At 69.9% G+C, this 15,519-nt stretch carries 15 protein-coding genes; 12 read left to right on the top strand and 3 right to left on the bottom strand.

Annotated features, from left to right (window positions below):
• Positions 1 to 108: 108 nt before the first annotated feature.
• From CRT23_RS23055 to CRT23_RS23045, 3 genes are all read right to left on the bottom strand, one after another.
• Positions 109 to 3,909 (bottom strand): EAL domain-containing protein, encoded by a 3,801-nt coding sequence (locus CRT23_RS23055; protein WP_103711941.1) that lies wholly within the window; start codon positions 3,907 to 3,909, stop codon positions 109 to 111.
• A gap of 308 nt (positions 3,910 to 4,217) precedes the next feature.
• Positions 4,218 to 5,756 carry a HAMP domain-containing sensor histidine kinase gene (locus tag CRT23_RS23050; protein ID WP_348628886.1) on the bottom strand — a complete coding sequence of 513 codons (1,539 nt, stop codon included), beginning with the start codon at positions 5,754 to 5,756 and terminating at the stop codon, positions 4,218 to 4,220.
• Positions 5,753 to 6,421, bottom strand: a complete 669-nt coding sequence (locus CRT23_RS23045) for a response regulator transcription factor (RefSeq protein WP_055959184.1) — start codon at positions 6,419 to 6,421, stop codon at positions 5,753 to 5,755. Before CRT23_RS23045 ends, CRT23_RS23050 begins: the two co-directional genes overlap by 4 nt.
• Positions 6,422 to 6,585: 164 nt before the next feature.
• On the opposite strand from CRT23_RS23045, the gene CRT23_RS23040 reads away from it, so the two are divergent.
• The 12 genes from CRT23_RS23040 to CRT23_RS22985 all read left to right on the top strand — a co-directional run bounded on the left by CRT23_RS23040 (position 6,586) and on the right by CRT23_RS22985 (position 15,440).
• Positions 6,586 to 7,275, top strand: a complete 690-nt coding sequence (locus tag CRT23_RS23040; RefSeq protein ID WP_103711940.1) for a DNA-binding protein — start codon at positions 6,586 to 6,588, stop codon at positions 7,273 to 7,275.
• A 44-nt stretch (positions 7,276 to 7,319) separates the two neighbouring features.
• A complete protein-coding gene (locus CRT23_RS23035; protein WP_245436500.1) occupies positions 7,320 to 7,676 on the top strand; it encodes a hypothetical protein in 357 nt (118 codons plus the stop codon).
• A 135-nt stretch (positions 7,677 to 7,811) separates the two neighbouring features.
• Complete coding sequence (locus CRT23_RS23030) at positions 7,812 to 8,276, top strand: hypothetical protein (RefSeq protein WP_103711939.1); 465 nt, start codon at positions 7,812 to 7,814, stop codon at positions 8,274 to 8,276.
• A gap of 135 nt (positions 8,277 to 8,411) precedes the next feature.
• On the top strand, positions 8,412 to 8,825 hold the full coding sequence (locus tag CRT23_RS23025) for an EF-hand domain-containing protein (RefSeq protein WP_055959175.1): 414 nt from the start codon (positions 8,412 to 8,414) through the stop codon (positions 8,823 to 8,825).
• 217 nt (positions 8,826 to 9,042) lie between these two features.
• Positions 9,043 to 9,960, top strand: a complete 918-nt coding sequence (locus tag CRT23_RS23020; protein WP_055959172.1) for a branched-chain amino acid ABC transporter permease — start codon at positions 9,043 to 9,045, stop codon at positions 9,958 to 9,960.
• Between the two features lie 2 nt (positions 9,961 to 9,962).
• A complete protein-coding gene (gene livM / locus CRT23_RS23015; RefSeq protein WP_103711938.1) occupies positions 9,963 to 11,333 on the top strand; it encodes a high-affinity branched-chain amino acid ABC transporter permease LivM in 1,371 nt (456 codons plus the stop codon).
• Between the two features lie 104 nt (positions 11,334 to 11,437).
• A complete protein-coding gene (locus CRT23_RS23010) occupies positions 11,438 to 12,262 on the top strand; it encodes an ATP-binding cassette domain-containing protein (protein WP_245436502.1) in 825 nt (274 codons plus the stop codon).
• The gene (locus tag CRT23_RS23005; RefSeq protein WP_103711936.1) at positions 12,259 to 13,056 is read left to right on the top strand and encodes an ABC transporter ATP-binding protein; all 798 of its coding nucleotides are present in this window, start codon (positions 12,259 to 12,261) and stop codon (positions 13,054 to 13,056) included. Before CRT23_RS23010 ends, CRT23_RS23005 begins: the two co-directional genes overlap by 4 nt.
• 2 nt (positions 13,057 to 13,058) lie before the next feature.
• Positions 13,059 to 13,424, top strand: coding sequence for a DUF6867 family protein (locus tag CRT23_RS23000; protein ID WP_103711935.1), 366 nt, complete (start codon positions 13,059 to 13,061; stop codon positions 13,422 to 13,424).
• A 104-nt stretch (positions 13,425 to 13,528) separates the two neighbouring features.
• Positions 13,529 to 14,650, top strand: a complete 1,122-nt coding sequence (locus CRT23_RS22995; RefSeq protein ID WP_103711934.1) for a branched-chain amino acid ABC transporter substrate-binding protein — start codon at positions 13,529 to 13,531, stop codon at positions 14,648 to 14,650.
• Positions 14,651 to 14,855: 205 nt separating this feature from the next.
• On the top strand, positions 14,856 to 15,056 hold the full coding sequence (locus CRT23_RS22990; RefSeq protein ID WP_055959157.1) for a hypothetical protein: 201 nt from the start codon (positions 14,856 to 14,858) through the stop codon (positions 15,054 to 15,056).
• 198 nt (positions 15,057 to 15,254) lie between these two features.
• The gene (locus tag CRT23_RS22985; RefSeq protein WP_103711933.1) at positions 15,255 to 15,440 is read left to right on the top strand and encodes a hypothetical protein; all 186 of its coding nucleotides are present in this window, start codon (positions 15,255 to 15,257) and stop codon (positions 15,438 to 15,440) included.
• The last annotated feature ends 79 nt before the right edge of the window (positions 15,441 to 15,519 follow it).

Raw genomic sequence — 15,519 nt, 5'->3', positions numbered from 1 at the left:
GATGCAAAAGCAAGCCGCCAACCCCGTTGGCCGCCCGCCGATGAACCGGGGTATAGGGGTCTCCGAATCTCCTGTCAACAGTCTTTCGACAAAAACACGACTCCGCGTTTAGGCCGCGTCGCGCAGGCCTTCGAGGAACCGACGCGCCTCCTCGGCCGGGAGGGGGCGGCCGAGGAGGAAGCCCTGGGCCTCGGTGCAGCCCTCCTGGCGTACCCGCGCCATCTGTTCCTCCGTCTCGATGCCCTCGGCCGTGATGCTGGCGCCCAGTTGGGTGCCGAGGTCCACCACCGCCCGCACGATCGCGGCGGTGCCGGGATCGGTGATCTCGCGGATGAAGGAGCGGTCGATCTTGATCCGGTCGAAGGGGAAGCGACGCAGGTAGCTCAGGGAGGAGTAGCCGGTGCCGAAATCGTCGAGGGCGATCCGGACGCCCAGGGCGCGCAGACGGTGCAGGCAAGCGATGACCGCCTCGGCATCCTGCATCAGGACGCTCTCGGTAATCTCCAGTTCCAGGCGCCGCGCCGGCAGCCCGGAAGCCGCCAGGGCAGCGACCACGCTCTGCTCCAGGTTCGATTGTCCGAACTGGACCGCGGAGACGTTGACGGCGATGCGCCGGTCCCCGGGCCAGGAAGCCGCCTCGGTGCAGGCTTCCCGGAGGGCCCAGCTTCCGAGCTGGCGGATCAGGCCGGTCTCCTCCGCGAGGGGGATGAAGGCGCCCGGCGCGATCATGCCGCGCACCGGGTGCTGCCAGCGAAGCAGGGCCTCGAAGCCCTTCACGGTGCCGCTGTCGAGGTGCAGGACCGGCTGGTAGTGCAGGCTGAAGCCCCCCGTGCGCACCGCCTCGCGCATCTCGAGCTCGAGAAGGTTGCGCTGGGTCGTCGCCGCATCCATCGCCGCCTCGTAGAAGCGGTAGGTGTTCCGTCCGGCCGCCTTGGCCCGGTAGAGGGCGATATCGGCGTTGCGGAACAGCGTATCGGCATCGGCGCCGTCCTGGGAGCCGAGGCCGATGCCGACGCTGACCCCGATCCCGACCCGGTGCCCGTCGAGGTCGACGGGCTGCTCCATCACCTCGATGATCCGCCGCGCCGCGAACCCGGCCTCCTGGGGATCGTCGAGTTCGGCCAGGATGATGGCGAATTCGTCGCCGCCCAGGCGCGCGACGGTGTCGCCCTCCCGGACCACGCTGCGCAGGCGGTCGGCCACCACGCGCAGGAGCGCGTCGCCGGCCGGGTGCCCGAGGGTGTCGTTGACGGCCTTGAAGCGGTCGAGGTCGCAGGCCAGGACCGCGAAGGGGCCGCCGCGCCGATCGGCACGGGCGAGGGCATTGCTCAGGCGCTCCTTGAAGAGGAGCCGGTTCGGCAGGCCGGTCAGCCCGTCGTGCAGGGCCATATGGGCGATCCGGCCCTCTGCCACCTTGCGCTCGGTGACATCCATCGTGAGCCCGACGATCTTCACCGGCTCGTTCGAATCCGGGTCGGTCACGACCCGGGCGAAGCTCTGAAGCCAACGCTGTGCATCACCCTCCACCATCGCCAGGCGGAACTCGCCGCTGTACGCCCCGCCCTCGGACAGGGAGCGGTAGACGTGTCCGTACAGGACGGCGAGGTCGTCCGCGTGGATCCGGCGGTCCCACGCGCCGACGCTGACCTCCACGGGTCGCTCCGGCGCGTGGCCCGCCGGCACCGGGATGCCGTACATCCGCGCGCTGTCGACGGAGTGCCGGACGGTGCCGCCCTTCAGGTCCCAGGACCAGAGGCCGGCTCCGGCCGATTCCTGCGCGAGGCGCAGGAGATTCGAGGTTTCCTCCAGGGCCTGGCGCGCCGTGACGATGTCGTCGATGTCGAGCGCCGTTCCGAGCAAGCCGACCATTACGCCGTCCTCCCGGACGGGCAGCATGACCAACTTGTGCCAGCGGTAGACGCCGTCGTGCCGGAGGAGACGGCCTTCCACCTCGTAGGCCCCCCCCCGCCGCCGGGCCTCGCTGAAGACCGCCTCCATCCGCGCGGCATCCTCCGGATGATTGCGGGCGAGACGAGCCTCCCGGGTGGTGCCGATGGGCCCGTAATAGTCCTCGAACCGCTGGTTGACGTAGGTGGCGGCGCCGTCGTGGAGGGAGACGACCCAGACGATCTGCGGCAGGGAATCGGCGAGGGCGCGGTACCGGGCCTCCCCCAGGCGCAGGGCCTGCTCGGCGGCGACGCGCTCACTGACGTCGCGCGCGGCGGTGATGGTCTCGAACGGCAGTCCGGCCTCGTCGCGCACGAGCCGCGTCTGCGCCTCGACCCAGATCCAGCGGCCATCGCGGTGGCGCAGGCGATGGGTGATGCGGCCCGTCTCGGTGCGCCCGGCCCGAAACGCCTCGAGGAACGCGCGGGTGGCGAGCGCATCCTCGGGATGGAGCGAGGCATCCAGCGACAGCTCCAGCATCTCCTGGGGACTGTAACCGAGGAGATCGTGCGAGGCCGGGGAGACGTAGGTGCGGACGTTCGCGACGCTGCGCCGGACGATCATGTCGGAGACGGAATCCGCGAGGACGCGGTACCGTCGCTCGCCCTCCCGGGTACGGGTCTCCGCCGCCCGATGCTCCGTGACGTCGGTGAAGGTGTGCAGGATGCCGCCATCGGGCAGGGACACGCCCCGGACCTCCAGGGTGGTGCCGTCCGGACGCGCCCAGTCGATGCGCAGGGGCGTCCAGGCACCGGCGGCGTCGCGCAGGCGCGGCCGGCCGTCCGGGGCGGTCGGCATCGCCGAAAAGTCGCCGCGCTTCGTCAGATGCGCGAGGATATCGGACAGGAGCGCCCCCTCGCGCAGAATCATCTCGGGCAGATCGAGCAGCTGGTGGGCCCGCGGATTGAGCAGGCGGACACAGCCCTGCGCGTCCATCATGATCAGGCCCTGGTCCATGGTCTCCAGGGTCGCGCGCAGACGCAGGTCCTTCTCCCGCAGCTGCGCCTCGGAAGCGGCGAGGTCGGTCACGTCGAGGACCAGACCGTAGAGCGCCGTCAGGCGGCCGCCCGCATCGCGCTCGACCGCGCCCTGGACGATCACGTGGCAGAGGCTGCCGTCAGGCCGGACGATGCGCGCGCGCCCCTGATAGGCCGTGCCCTCGGGCGAATTGCTCTCCAGGGCGCTGACGATGCGGGCCGCGACCGTGGCCCGATCGTCCGGATGGTAGTAGGCGAGGTGCGCGTCGAGGGGGATCTCGCCGCCGGGGGGCATCGGCCGCCCGAAGACGCCGCACACGCCCTCGGACCACGACACGGTCCGCGTCCGGGCATGGATGCGCCAGTACCCGATATGGGCGACGGACTCGGTCAGCCGCTGGGCCTGGACCACGAGCTTGAGATCGGCGGCTTTCGCGGCGAGGAGTACCTCGGTCCGCTGGCGCTCCGCCCGCTCGATCTGGCTCGCGCGCTGTGCGGCCGTCAGCTGGAGATGGGCCTCGACGACGGTGCCGAGGTCGCGCAGCTGCGCCACGCGGGCCGCGTCGAAATCGTCGCGCGGGACCGTGTCGATGAGGCAGAGCGTGCCGAGGGGCAGACCGTCCGAGAGGGCCAGGGGCACACCCGCGTAGAACCGGGCCCGGGGGCTCCCGGTGACCAGGGGGCTCGACGCGAACTCGGCATCAGCCAGGAGGTCGGGCAGGACCAGCACCGCGCCGGGTGCGCCCAGGATGGTGCGGTCGCAGAAGGCGCCGGCACGGGGGAGGGTCCCTCCAGTGGAGACGCCGCATCGCGCCTTGAGTGTATAGGTCTCGCTCCCGGCAAGGTTCACCAGAGCGATGGGCACGCCGAACAAAGCGCAGGCGGTCCGGCAGACGGCATTGAGATGCGCCTCCGGGGTACATTCCAAGAGTCTCAGGTCGTTGAGGATGGCCAGACGCTGCGCCTCGACACTGGAGCTCGGCACGACAACCCTTTCTTGCCGACGCAAGTCCGCAGAAACTCTGCGATCCGCGTCTCAGACCCCGGAAACCGACAGGACCCGATGTCGTTGACGGATCCGGGCCGGCACAGGATGGACATCAGCCGATCTTGCGGAACTCCGCGACCAAACCGCCCGACGCGAGACCATGCCTCGGCAGCCTTTCACTTTCCTTTATGCCCACGACGTCTCGGGACATGCGGTGCGTTCCTTGGTGGATTGCCTGTTCGCCGATCCGTGAAGGCCGCGTTGCACGCCCTCGAGGTCGGTTCTGCGCAAGACGTCGGCGAGGTTTATGCCGGCAACAGCAACTGGGCACTGAGACCGCCGAGATCCGAGCGCGCGAGGCGCAGTCCGCCGCCGTACAGCTCGGCGAGTTCGCGGGTGATCGACAACCCGAAGCCGTGGCCGGGCACGCTCTCGTCGAGGCGTCCGCCGGGCCGCACGGCGCGTTCCGCCGCCTCCGTATCGAGCCCGGGACCGTCATCCGCCACCGTCACGGCGATGCCCGCTTCCGTGGCGGCGGCGGAAACCCGGACGCGACCGTGGCTCCACTGGCAGGCATTGTCGATGAGGTTGCCGAGCATCTCGTCGATGTCCTGCGGATCGCAGGCCACCGCGAGACCGGCCGGCAGGTCGAGCTCGATGGCGAGGTGCTTCTCGGCGTAGAGACGCCCGAAGGTGGTCCGCAGGTCGGCGAGGGGGCCGGCGAGTTCGGTCCGGGTGCGGGTCGCGCCGCCCAACGCGGCGGCCCGCGCGCGCCGCAGGTGGTGGCGTACCTGCCGATCCATGGCGCCTACGAGCTCGGCGAGACGGCCATCCGGATCGCGGGTCCGGTCGGACAGGGCGAGGCTCAGGGTCGCCAGGGGCGTCTTCAGGCCGTGCGCGAGATTGGCCACGTGGGTGCGGGCCCGGTCGAGGTTGGCGGCGTTCTGGTCGAGGAGGGCGTTCACCTCGCTCACCAGCGGCCGGATCTCGGCGGGCTGCTGGCCCGGAATGCGAGGTCGCCGTCCGGCCCGAACCTCGGCGATGTCCCGGCGCAGCCGCTCCAGGGGCCGCAGGCCGAGACGGACCTGCAGGACGGTGCCGGCCACTAAGCAGAGACCGAGGATTCCCAGGATGGCCGCGAGCGTCAGGCCGGCCTCGCGCAGGGGGCCGTTCAGGGCCTGGCCCGGGGCCGAGGCCACGAGGACGACCGGCGGCGTTTGCCCCCTGGCGGGCAGGACCTGGATGCGGAGAATCAGGGCCTCGCCCCAAGGGCCGGTGCCGTCGCCCGCCTGCGGGCGGTCCGGGTCCCGGTTTCGGGGCAGGGGGCCCGGCTCGGCGCCATCCTGGGTCGGGCCGCCCATGGCGGGGGGATCCGGCAGGCGCAGGCTGCGCGCCTCCAAAAATTCCCCTTCGAGGGACTCGGACCGCAATGTGCTGCCGCCCTGGCGAACCTGCCAGTACCAGCCGGAGTGAGGGCGGTCGAAGGGGGGGCCGTCCAGGGCGCGGTCGAGGCGCAGGCGGTCGCCGGGACCGCGCTCCAGGCTGGACGCCAGGGCAACGAGTTGGCTGTCGAGGCGGCTGTCGAGCTGGGCCCGGACGAAGCGGTGCAGGACGAGCCCAATGGCGAGGCCGGCGACCAGTAGGGCCACGGTGACGAGGGCGAGGGCAGCCAGGAGCAGACGGCGCTGCAGGGAGCCGAGATGAAGGACTCCGGTGGGCTTCGGGGGCGGAACGGGCCGTTCGGGCTTGGCCGGCGGCTCGGGCTTGGCGGGCGGCTCGGGCTTGGCCGGCGGTCCGTGCCCGGCCGTTCCGGCGCGTCCCGCAGGCGGCTCTGTCCGGTTCACGTGGGTTCGCCCGGAAGCAGGCGATACCCGTGGCCGCGCACACCCTCGATCCGGGCAGGGGCGATCTTACGGCGCAGGCGGGTGATGATGACCTCGACGGAGTTCGAATCCACGTCGGCGTCGCCGTCGTAGACCCGCTCGATCAGCTGCCCGCGCGGCATCACCCCGTCCTTGTGCAGGATCAGGCAGGAGAGCACCCGCCATTCGAGGCCGGTGAGTTTCAGGGGCAGGCCGTCGCGCTCGAAGGTGCCGAGACCAGACTCATAGGTGAGGGGACCGCAGGTGACGCGGGATGCCCCATGCGCCGTCGCCCGGCGCACCAGGGCCCGCAGGCGGATCACCAGCTCCTCGACCCGGAACGGCTTGACGAGGAAATCGTCGGCCCCCGCCTTGAAGCCCGCGACCTTGTCGCTCCAGCCATCCCGCGCCGTCAGGACGAGGACCGGTACGGTTCGGCCCGCCGCCCGCCAGGCCTGGAGGACGGAGAGCCCATCGCGCTTGGGCAGGCCCAGGTCGAGCACCACGGCATCGTAGGTCTCGGTCTCGCCGAGATGCTGCGCGTCCTCGCCGTTCGCCGCGTGGTCGAGGGCAAAGTTCTCCCCGCGCAGAGCCTTGGCGATCTCGGCGGCCAGCGGCGCATCATCCTCCACCAGCAGGAGTTTCATGGAGTCGTGTCCGTGGGTGGGAGGGCGAGGGTGGGCCGGTGCGCGGCCTACGCCGCGTCCTTTAACGGGGGCTGAACCGCGCGGTTCAGTCCGGGTTCGCGGCCCCGTCCTAGAACGGCGTCAACCCGAGAGGGCAACCGCCGAACCCGAGAAGGACAGGCACCATGACCGAGACCACCCCGAGCCCCGAAACGGCCCGGACCAGCGGGACTTTCCAGGCCAGCGACAGCGCCGGTCCGGCCGTCGCCCCGACCCCGAGACGCTCGCGCCGCGCCCTCGTCGTCGGCGCCATCGCCGCGCCCCTCGCCTTCGGGGCGATCGGGCTGTCGCTCGCCCAGACCGGCACGTCGATGATGACGCCGGTGGAGCCCACCGCGATCTCCGCCCTGAAGGCCTCCGGCTCGATCGCCGCCAAGGGCGATGTCGCCGAGATCTACGGCAACAAGTTCGTGATGCAGGACGGCACCGGCAAGGCGCTGATCGAGACCGGCCCCCAGGGGGAGGGGGCCGCCCTGGTGAAGCCCGGCGAGGCCGTCACCGTGCAGGGCCGGTTCGAGAACGGCTTTCTCCACGCCATGCTGATCACCCGCGCCGACGGCAGCCGGGTCCTGGTCGGCCCCGCCGGCGGCCCGCCCCCCGGCACCCTCGACTGGGCCAAGGACCGGGTCGGCCTCGGCGCGTCGCCCGACGTACCGGCCCTGACGGCGCAGGTCGCCTCCGCCGGCTACTCCGACATCCGGGTCACCGGACGCGGCACCCGTCACCTCGAGGTGGCCGCTCGCGGCAGCGACGGCCGCGAGCGCCAGCTCCATGTCGGCTTCGACGGGCAGGTCCGCGAGAGGCGGGTGTTCTGAGACGCCGCACGTCCACCTTCAGTCAAACCCACGGGACATTGCTCATGACGAAGACCGCCGCCCTCCTCAGCGCCGCCGCACTCCTCATCGCCAGCGCAGCCGTTGCCCAGCCCGCCCCACCCCCGGGTGGACCGCGCCCGGGACCAGAGGCCGGTGCCCCGCCTCCGGGCGGCCCGCGCCGGGGCCCCGAGGCGCCGCCGCCCCCGCCGCCCGCCAAGGCCGCCCATTTCCGGCTGGAGCGGGGCGAAACCGCTCTTGATGTGAAATGCGCCGACGACGAGCCGATGAAGGCTTGCGCCGACCTGGCTCTGCAGATGCTCGACCGCCTCGCCGCGCTCCCAGACCAGCCGAAGCCCGACGCCCCCCGGCCGGACGCGCCGCCCCGGCCCGACGCGCGCTGAGTTCCAGCACCCGATCCGGACTCGGCGGCTCGCAGAGCACAAGACGCGTCGGCTCGCAGAGCCCAAGCGCATCAACAAGACGCGTCGGCTCGCAGAGCCGCCGCAGCCCCTCCATCGACCCTCAGAGAGACGCTCATGCCCGAGATGCACAGCACCCACGGAACGATCTGGGCCCTGTTCGGCCATCGCCTCGCCCTCGAGGGGCCGGACGGCCGAATCCTGATCGATCTCGGCCCGGACGGCGCCACGGCGCTGGCCGGGCAGTCGGTGATCCTGAAAGTCGGCGACGCGGTCGCGGTCACCGGCGAGACCAAGCCCACCGAGATCCGGGCCACCGCGATCACGGGGCCTGACGGGATCCGCCATGCCATCGTCCGACCCGATCCCGCGGGCAAGGACGCGGCGCCGGCCGATCCGGCCACGGCCCTCGCGGCCCTCCGTCAGGCGGGTTATCAGGTGGACGGGGAGCCAGCGCGCAAGCCGAAGCACTTCGAGATCCGCGCGCGCAAGGACGGCGTCTCTTATACGGCGCACGTCACCTTCGCGGGCGTCATCCGCAAGGCGGTGACCGTAGCGGACAGTGCCGCCCGGGTCGGCTGACCCGCGATAATGGCACGATGTCGCAACCTGACCAGGGGCACGCAACGCGAGACTGCCTTGCGCAATACATCTTCCGCGCCGGTCTGGGGACGTGCTAGGCGCTCCTTCGTGATTGCCTTTCGAGGAGACTTCCGCATGTCCAATCTGTCCCGTCTCGCCGTCGTCCTGGGGGCCGCCGCCCTCGCGCTTCCCCTGGCGATCCCGGCCTCGGCCAAGGGTCCGGGCGCGTCGAAGGTGATCTCGATGGTCGACACCGACAACGATGGCACCATCGACCTCAAGGAGGCTCAGGCCGTGGCCGGCGCCCTCTTCGACAAGCTGGAATCCGACAAGGACGGCACTGTCGACGCCAAGGAGCTCCAGGGCCGCGTGAGCAAGAAGGCGCTCAAGGCCGCCGACCCGGATTCGGACGGCACCCTCGACAAGACCGAGTTCCTCGCCCTCGTCGAGGCACGCTTCAAGGCCGCCGATCCGGACAACGACGGCACCCTCGACGCCAAGGAGCTGAAGACCCCTGCCGGCAAGGCGCTGGTCTCCCTTCTCAAGTAAGGCCGGCCGGTGCCTCGGGCACCGGCCCCCGACCCACGTCCCGAGACGGCCCGGCGCTCCCTGCGCCGGGCCTTTCTCGTTTCAGGGCCTGGGAAAGCTCACGCTCGAATTTGCGGCAAGGATTGACCGGAGGCGGGAGTTCAGAACATTCCAGGCTGGCATGCCATTCGCACCCTGCGTTTGCCGATGGCTGCGCCGTCGAAACGAAGGCCGGTTCATGGAATTTTTCGCCCAGCAGTTCATCAACGGCCTGACGCTCGGGTCGATCTATGGGTTGATTGCCCTGGGCTACACCATGGTCTTCGGCATCATCGGGATGGTGAACTTCGCCCATGGCGACGTGTTCATGCTCTCATCCTTCATTGCCCTGATCTTCTTCCTCATCCTCACGTCCTGGCTCGGGCTGACCTCGGTCGCCCTGGTGTTCCTGATCGTGCTGGTGCTCGCCATGATCCTCACGGCCCTGTGGGGTTGGGCGATCGAGCGGGTCGCCTACCGGCCGCTGCGCGGCTCGTTCCGCCTTGCGCCGCTGATCTCGGCCATCGGCGTGTCGATCTTCCTGTCGAACTTCGTCCAGGTGGTGCAGGGCGCCCGCAACAAGCCGGTGCCGCCCCTCGTCCGCGACGTCATCGTGCTCTACCAGAACGAGCAGTACACCGTGACCCTGTCCTACAAGCAGGCGATCATCATGACGACGACGGCGCTGCTGCTCGCCGGCTTCTGGTACCTGGTGCAGCGCACCTCGTTCGGGCGCGCCCAGAGGGCCTGCGAGCAGGACCGGCGCATGGCGGCTTTGCTCGGCATCAACGTCGACCGGACGATCTCGCTGACCTTCGTGCTCGGCGCGGCGCTCGCGGCGGTGGCCGGTACCCTCTACCTCCTCTACTACGGCGTGGTCTCGTTCTCGGACGGGTTCGTGCCCGGCGTGAAGGCCTTCACGGCAGCGGTCCTCGGCGGCATCGGCTCGCTGCCCGGCGCGGTCCTCGGCGGCCTGATCATCGGCCTGATCGAGACCTTCTGGTCGGCCTACTTCTCGATCGAGTACAAGGACGTGGCCGCGTTCCTGATCCTCATCGTGGTGCTCATCTTCAAACCATCCGGCATCCTCGGACGCCCCGAAGTCGAGAAGGTCTGACCATGGCGACAGGATCGACCATCGGCGCGGTGGCCCCCACCGTCGGCCGCCGCTCCGGCGCGGCATTCGCGGAGATGCTCAAGGACTCGGCGCTCTTTGCCCTGGTGACGCTGGGCCTGAGCATTCCGGTGGTGGCCTACCGGACCGATCTCGGGCAGGGCACCGGCCTCGAACTCACCGGCCGCTGGGGCGTCGTCGCGGGTCTCTGCCTCGCGGTGTTCGTGCTGCGCCTCGGCCAGCGGCTGATCCTCGGGGAGGTCTCGCGCCGGCGCGAGGCGCACCGGTTCGCCACGGCGGGAGCGCCCCCCGTGGTGGCCCGCGCGGGCCGCGTCCTGGGTCCGCTGACCCTGATCGTCGCCCTCACCCTGCCGCTGCTCGCCGCCCTCGGCTCGGGCGGCCTGTCCGAGGGGCGCTACTGGATCGATCTCGGCATCCTCATCCTCACCTACGTGATGCTCGGCTGGGGCCTGAACATCGTCGTCGGTCTCGCCGGGCTCCTCGACCTCGGCTACGTCGCCTTCTACGCGGTCGGGGCCTATTCCTACGCGCTGCTCTCCACCGGCTTCGGGCTGTCGTTCTGGATCTGCCTGCCGCTGGCGGGCCTGTTCGCCGCCGCCTTCGGCGTGCTCCTCGGCTTCCCCGTGCTGCGCCTGCGCGGCGACTATCTCGCCATCGTCACCCTGGCCTTCGGCGAGATCATCCGCCTCGTGCTGATCAACTGGGTCGATTTCTCCGGCGGCGCCGCCGGCCTGTCCTCGATCCCGCGGGCGAGTTTCTTCGGCATCCCGTTCACGGCCGGGGAGGGCGGGTTCGCCCAGACCTTCGGGCTGACCTTCAACCCGATCCACCGCATCATCTTCCTCTATTACCTGATCCTGGTGCTGGCGCTGGTCACCAACCTCGTGACCCTGCGCATGCGCCGCCTGCCGCTGGGGCGCGCCTGGGAGGCCCTGCGCGAAGACGAGATCGCCTGCCGCTCTCTCGGTATCGACACCACGATGACCAAGCTCACCGCCTTCGCGCTCGGCGCGATGTTCGCGGGCTTTGCCGGCTCGTTCTTCGCGGTGCGCCAGGGCTTCGTCTCGCCGGAGAGCTTCAACTTCCTCGAGAGCGCGATCATCCTCGCCATCGTGGTGCTCGGCGGCATGGGCAGCCAGGTCGGCGTCGCCATCGCGGCGATCGTCATGGTCGGCGCCCCGGAACTGCTGCGCAACCTCTCCTTCCTCAAGGCGGTGTTCGGCGAAGGCTTCGACCCGAACGAGTACCGCCTGCTGCTGTTCGGTCTCGCCATGGTCTGCATGATGGTCTGGCGCCCGCGCGGGCTGATCTCCGAGCGCTCGCCCTCGGTCCGCCTCGGGGGGCGCGGCGCATGACGCTCGCCACCGGAACCACCCGCCTGGCCACGCTGCAGGACGAGCCCCCGGCCGCCTCACCGGGCGGCCCTGCCGACCCGATCCTGGTGGTCGACCACCTGACCATGCGCTTCGGCGGCCTCACCGCCGTCGGCGACCTCTCTTTCAAGGTCGGGCGCGGCGACATCACGGCGCTCATCGGTCCCAACGGCGCCGGCAAGACCACGGTCTTCAACTGCATCACCGGCTTCTACAAGCCGACCGAGGGCATGATCCGCTTGTCGCAGGCCGGCAGCGAGACCTACCTGCTCGAGCGCCTGCCCGGCCACGACGTCAACCGCCTCGCCCGGGTCGCGCGCACCTTTCAGAACATCCGCCTGTTCCCGCAGATGACCGTGCTGGAGAACCTGCTGGTCGCCATGCACAAGCCCCTGATGCGGGCCTCGGGCTTCTCCCTGGCGGGCATCCTCGGCCTGCCGGTCTACCGCAGGGCACAGGAGGAGGCGATCGCCAAGGCCGCCGGCTGGATCGCGCGCATCGGCCTCACGCACCGGGCCGACGAGCCGGCGGGCGACCTGCCCTACGGCGACCAGCGCCGCCTGGAGATCGCCCGCGCCATGTGCACGGACCCGGTGCTGCTCTGCCTCGACGAGCCGGCCGCCGGCCTCAACCCGCGGGAATCGGCCGACCTCAATACCCTGCTGCGGATGATCCGGGACGAGTACGGCACCTCAGTGCTGCTCATCGAGCACGACATGTCGGTGGTGATGAAGATCTCCGACCGGATCGTGGTGCTCGACTACGGCATCAAGATCGCCGACGGCACGCCGGAAGAGATCCGCAACGACACCCGGGTGATCGCGGCCTATCTCGGCGTCGACGACGAGGAGGTGGCGGCCGTGGAAGCGGAAGTCGGTCTCGTCGGAACCTCTGCGGGAACCACAGCATGAGCGTCGCGGGCATCAATGTGCTGGTGGACGAGACCTGCGCCCGGATGGCGCAGGCGGACATGCAGACCGGCAAGGGACCGCTCCTCAGCGTGCGCGGGGTCTCGGCCTATTACGGAAGCATCCAGGCCCTGAAGGGCGTCGATGTGGACGTGCACGAGGGTGAGATCGTCGCCCTCATCGGCGCCAACGGGGCCGGCAAGTCGACCCTGATGATGACGATCTTCGGCCAGCCCCAGGCGCGCGAGGGAACAATCACCTTCGCGGGTCAGGACATTACCAAGCTGCCGACCCACGAGATCGCCCGGCTCAACCTGGCGCAGTCACCCGAGGGGCGGCGGATCTTCTCCCGCATGACGGTGCGCGAGAACCTGCAGATGGGCGCGGCCGTCAACGGGGGGAAGCATTTCGCCGAGGACCTCGAGCGGATGTGCACCCTGTTCCCGCGTCTGCGCGAGCGCATCGACCAGCGCGGCGGCACCATGTCGGGGGGCGAGCAGCAGATGCTGGCCATCGCCCGCGCGCTGATGAGCCGGCCGCGCCTGCTCATGCTCGACGAGCCCTCGCTCGGGCTGGCCCCCTTGGTGGTCAAGCAGATCTTCTCCGCCGTGCGCGAGCTCAACGCCCGCGAGGGCCTGACCGTGTTCATCGTCGAGCAGAACGCCTATCATGCCCTCAAGCTCGCGCATCGCGGCTACGTCATGGTCACGGGGGCGGTCACGATGAGCGGCACCGGCCAGGCGCTCCTCGACGACCCGCAGGTGAAGGCCGCCTACCTCGAGGGGGGATCGCACTGAGCATGGCCGACGGTTTCAGCCTCGATCTGCGCACCCTCGGGATCTTCCTCCTCATCACCGTGGCGATGGGTGGCGGTGCGGCCTGGATGACCGGCAGCGGGCTCGCCCGCGGCTGGCGCCCGTTCTGGCACTGCGCGCTGGCGCTCCTCCTCATCGCAGCGGTGACGCGCTTCCTCCACTACGCGCTGTTCGAGGAGGCGCTGCTGTCGCTGCCCGCCTACTGCATCGACGCCGCCGTCGCCCTCGCCATCGGGGCCGTGGCCTACCGCTACACCCGCACCGGACAGATGACCCGGCAATATGCCTGGCTCTACGAGCGCACCGGACCGCTGAGCTGGCGGGACCGGACGAGCGCGCCGACGCCGTGACGGCGCGGCGTTTGGACCACCCCCGCAGGGGGCCACTTCGCGTGTCATGCGCCACCATCGCCGGACGTTCCGCCCGGCGCGGCGCTTCGAGAGGGGAAACGGGCATGAAGTCATTGTTGTCGGCCGGCGTCGCGCTTGGCCTGATGCTGGCGGCGACGGCCGCCCAGGCCGAGATCAAGATCGGCGTGGTGGTCCCGGTCACCGGCCCGAACGCCGCCTTCGGCGCGCAGATCAAGACCGGCGCGCAGCAGGCCATCGCCGACATCAACAAGGCGGGCGGCGTCAACGGCGAGAAGCTCGTCATGACCGTGGGGGACGACGCCTCCGACCCGAAGCAGGGCGTGTCGGTGGCCAACAAGTTCGCCTCGGAGGGCGTGAAGGCCGTCATCGGCGCCTTCAACTCCGGCGTCTCGATCCCGGTCTCGGACGTGCTCCAGGAAGCCGGGATCGTCGAGGTCAGCCCGGCTTCCACGGCGATCAAGTACACCGAGCGCGGCAACTGGAACACCTTCCGCACCTGCGGCCGCGACGACCAGCAGGGCGCGGTGGCGGGCGCCTACCTCGCCGACAAGTTCAAGGGCAAGAAGATCGCCTTCGTCCATGACAAGACCCCCTACGGCAAGGGCTTGGCCGACGAGACGCTGAAGGCCCTGAAGGCCAAGGGCGCCACCAACGTGCTCTTCGAGGGCATCAACCCGGGCGAGAAGGACTTCTCGGCCCTGGTTTCGAAGCTGAAGCAGGCCAATGTCGACGTGGTCTATTTCGGCGGCCTCTACACCGAGGCTGGCCTGCTGATCCGCCAGATGCGCGATCAGAGCCTGCAGGCGCCGCTGATGGGCGGCGATGGCATCGCCGATCGCGAGTTCGCCCAAGTGGCGGGACCGGGCTCGGACGGCACCCTGATGACGTTCTCGCCGGATGCCCGCAAGAACCCGAAGTCGAAGGCAACCGTCGACGCCTTCAAGGCGATGAACTTCGACCCCGAGGGCTACACCCTCTACTCCTACGCCGCCATGCAGATCCTCGCCGACGCGATGAAGGCGACGAAGTCCACCGACGGCCAGAAGGTCGCCGCCTACATGCATGAGGGCAAGCCCTTCAACACGGTGATCGGCGACATCTCCTACGACAAGAAGGGTGACATCACCCGCCCCGACTACGTGATGTACATGTGGAAGAAGGGCGCCGACGGCTCGATCAACTACGCCGGCAACGAGCAGCCGTAAGCACCGCGCGCGTCGTCGCCGATCGGGGCCGGGGGAGCGATTCCCCGGCCATTTTTGTGCGCGACCGCGAAGGCTCCGGCTCCGGGCGCGACGAACCTGCACACCCGGTCAACCGGGAACAGCGCCCGGTCCGTTCCGTTGGTCGAGGCGTATCGCGGGGCGGTTCTCAGCGCCCGCGATAAAGTCCACATCGGCGGGAGCAGACATGTCCAACAAGCACCTGAAGACCGACGTCCCGAGCGACGCCGACCTCAAGGGTAACCCGGGGATCGGCCAATCGAAGGGCATGACCGGGCACGACCCGAACGATGTCGCGGCGGACTCCACCGTCGAGGGCGATGTCGACAACGAAACGACGCCGGAAGGCGGAGTCGATCCGGACCATCGTCCGCGCAAGAACGCCTGAGCAATCCGGGACGGAGGCTCTCCGGCCTCCGCAACCAGGCGATATCCCGACGCCGGCGCGATGACTGTGGAGTGACAGGTCTCCCAGTCACCGCATGCCAGACCTGTCCTCCTCGAAGCCTCGCGGGGTTACCGGGCCGATCCGGTTCCAGTACCCCAAGCTGTGCCGTAAGACGGGCACGCCCTGTGAGGAGCCTGGATGACCCAAGACGTGCAGCACGATCGCTCTGCCGCGCCGCTCGCAACCGTCTCCGACGAGATCCACCCCTCCCGATTGCAAGGTCCGGAGCACCCGGGCGACGACGCTTCGGAGCGCACACCCGATCCGCTGCCAGCCTCCACGTTTGAGAGCGACAGTTTCGCGGGCTTCGGCTCCTTCAGCTGATCCCTGAACAGAGAGCGCCCCGCTTCCGGAGAGGGCCCGGCAGCAGGGCGTTGCCTGCACCGCGGACCGGCGGCGCCCC

The organism is Methylobacterium sp. V23, assembly GCF_002917135.1.
Taxonomy (GTDB): Bacteria; Pseudomonadota; Alphaproteobacteria; order Rhizobiales; family Beijerinckiaceae; genus Methylobacterium.
This window is presented reverse-complemented; position numbering and strand designations above follow the sequence as displayed.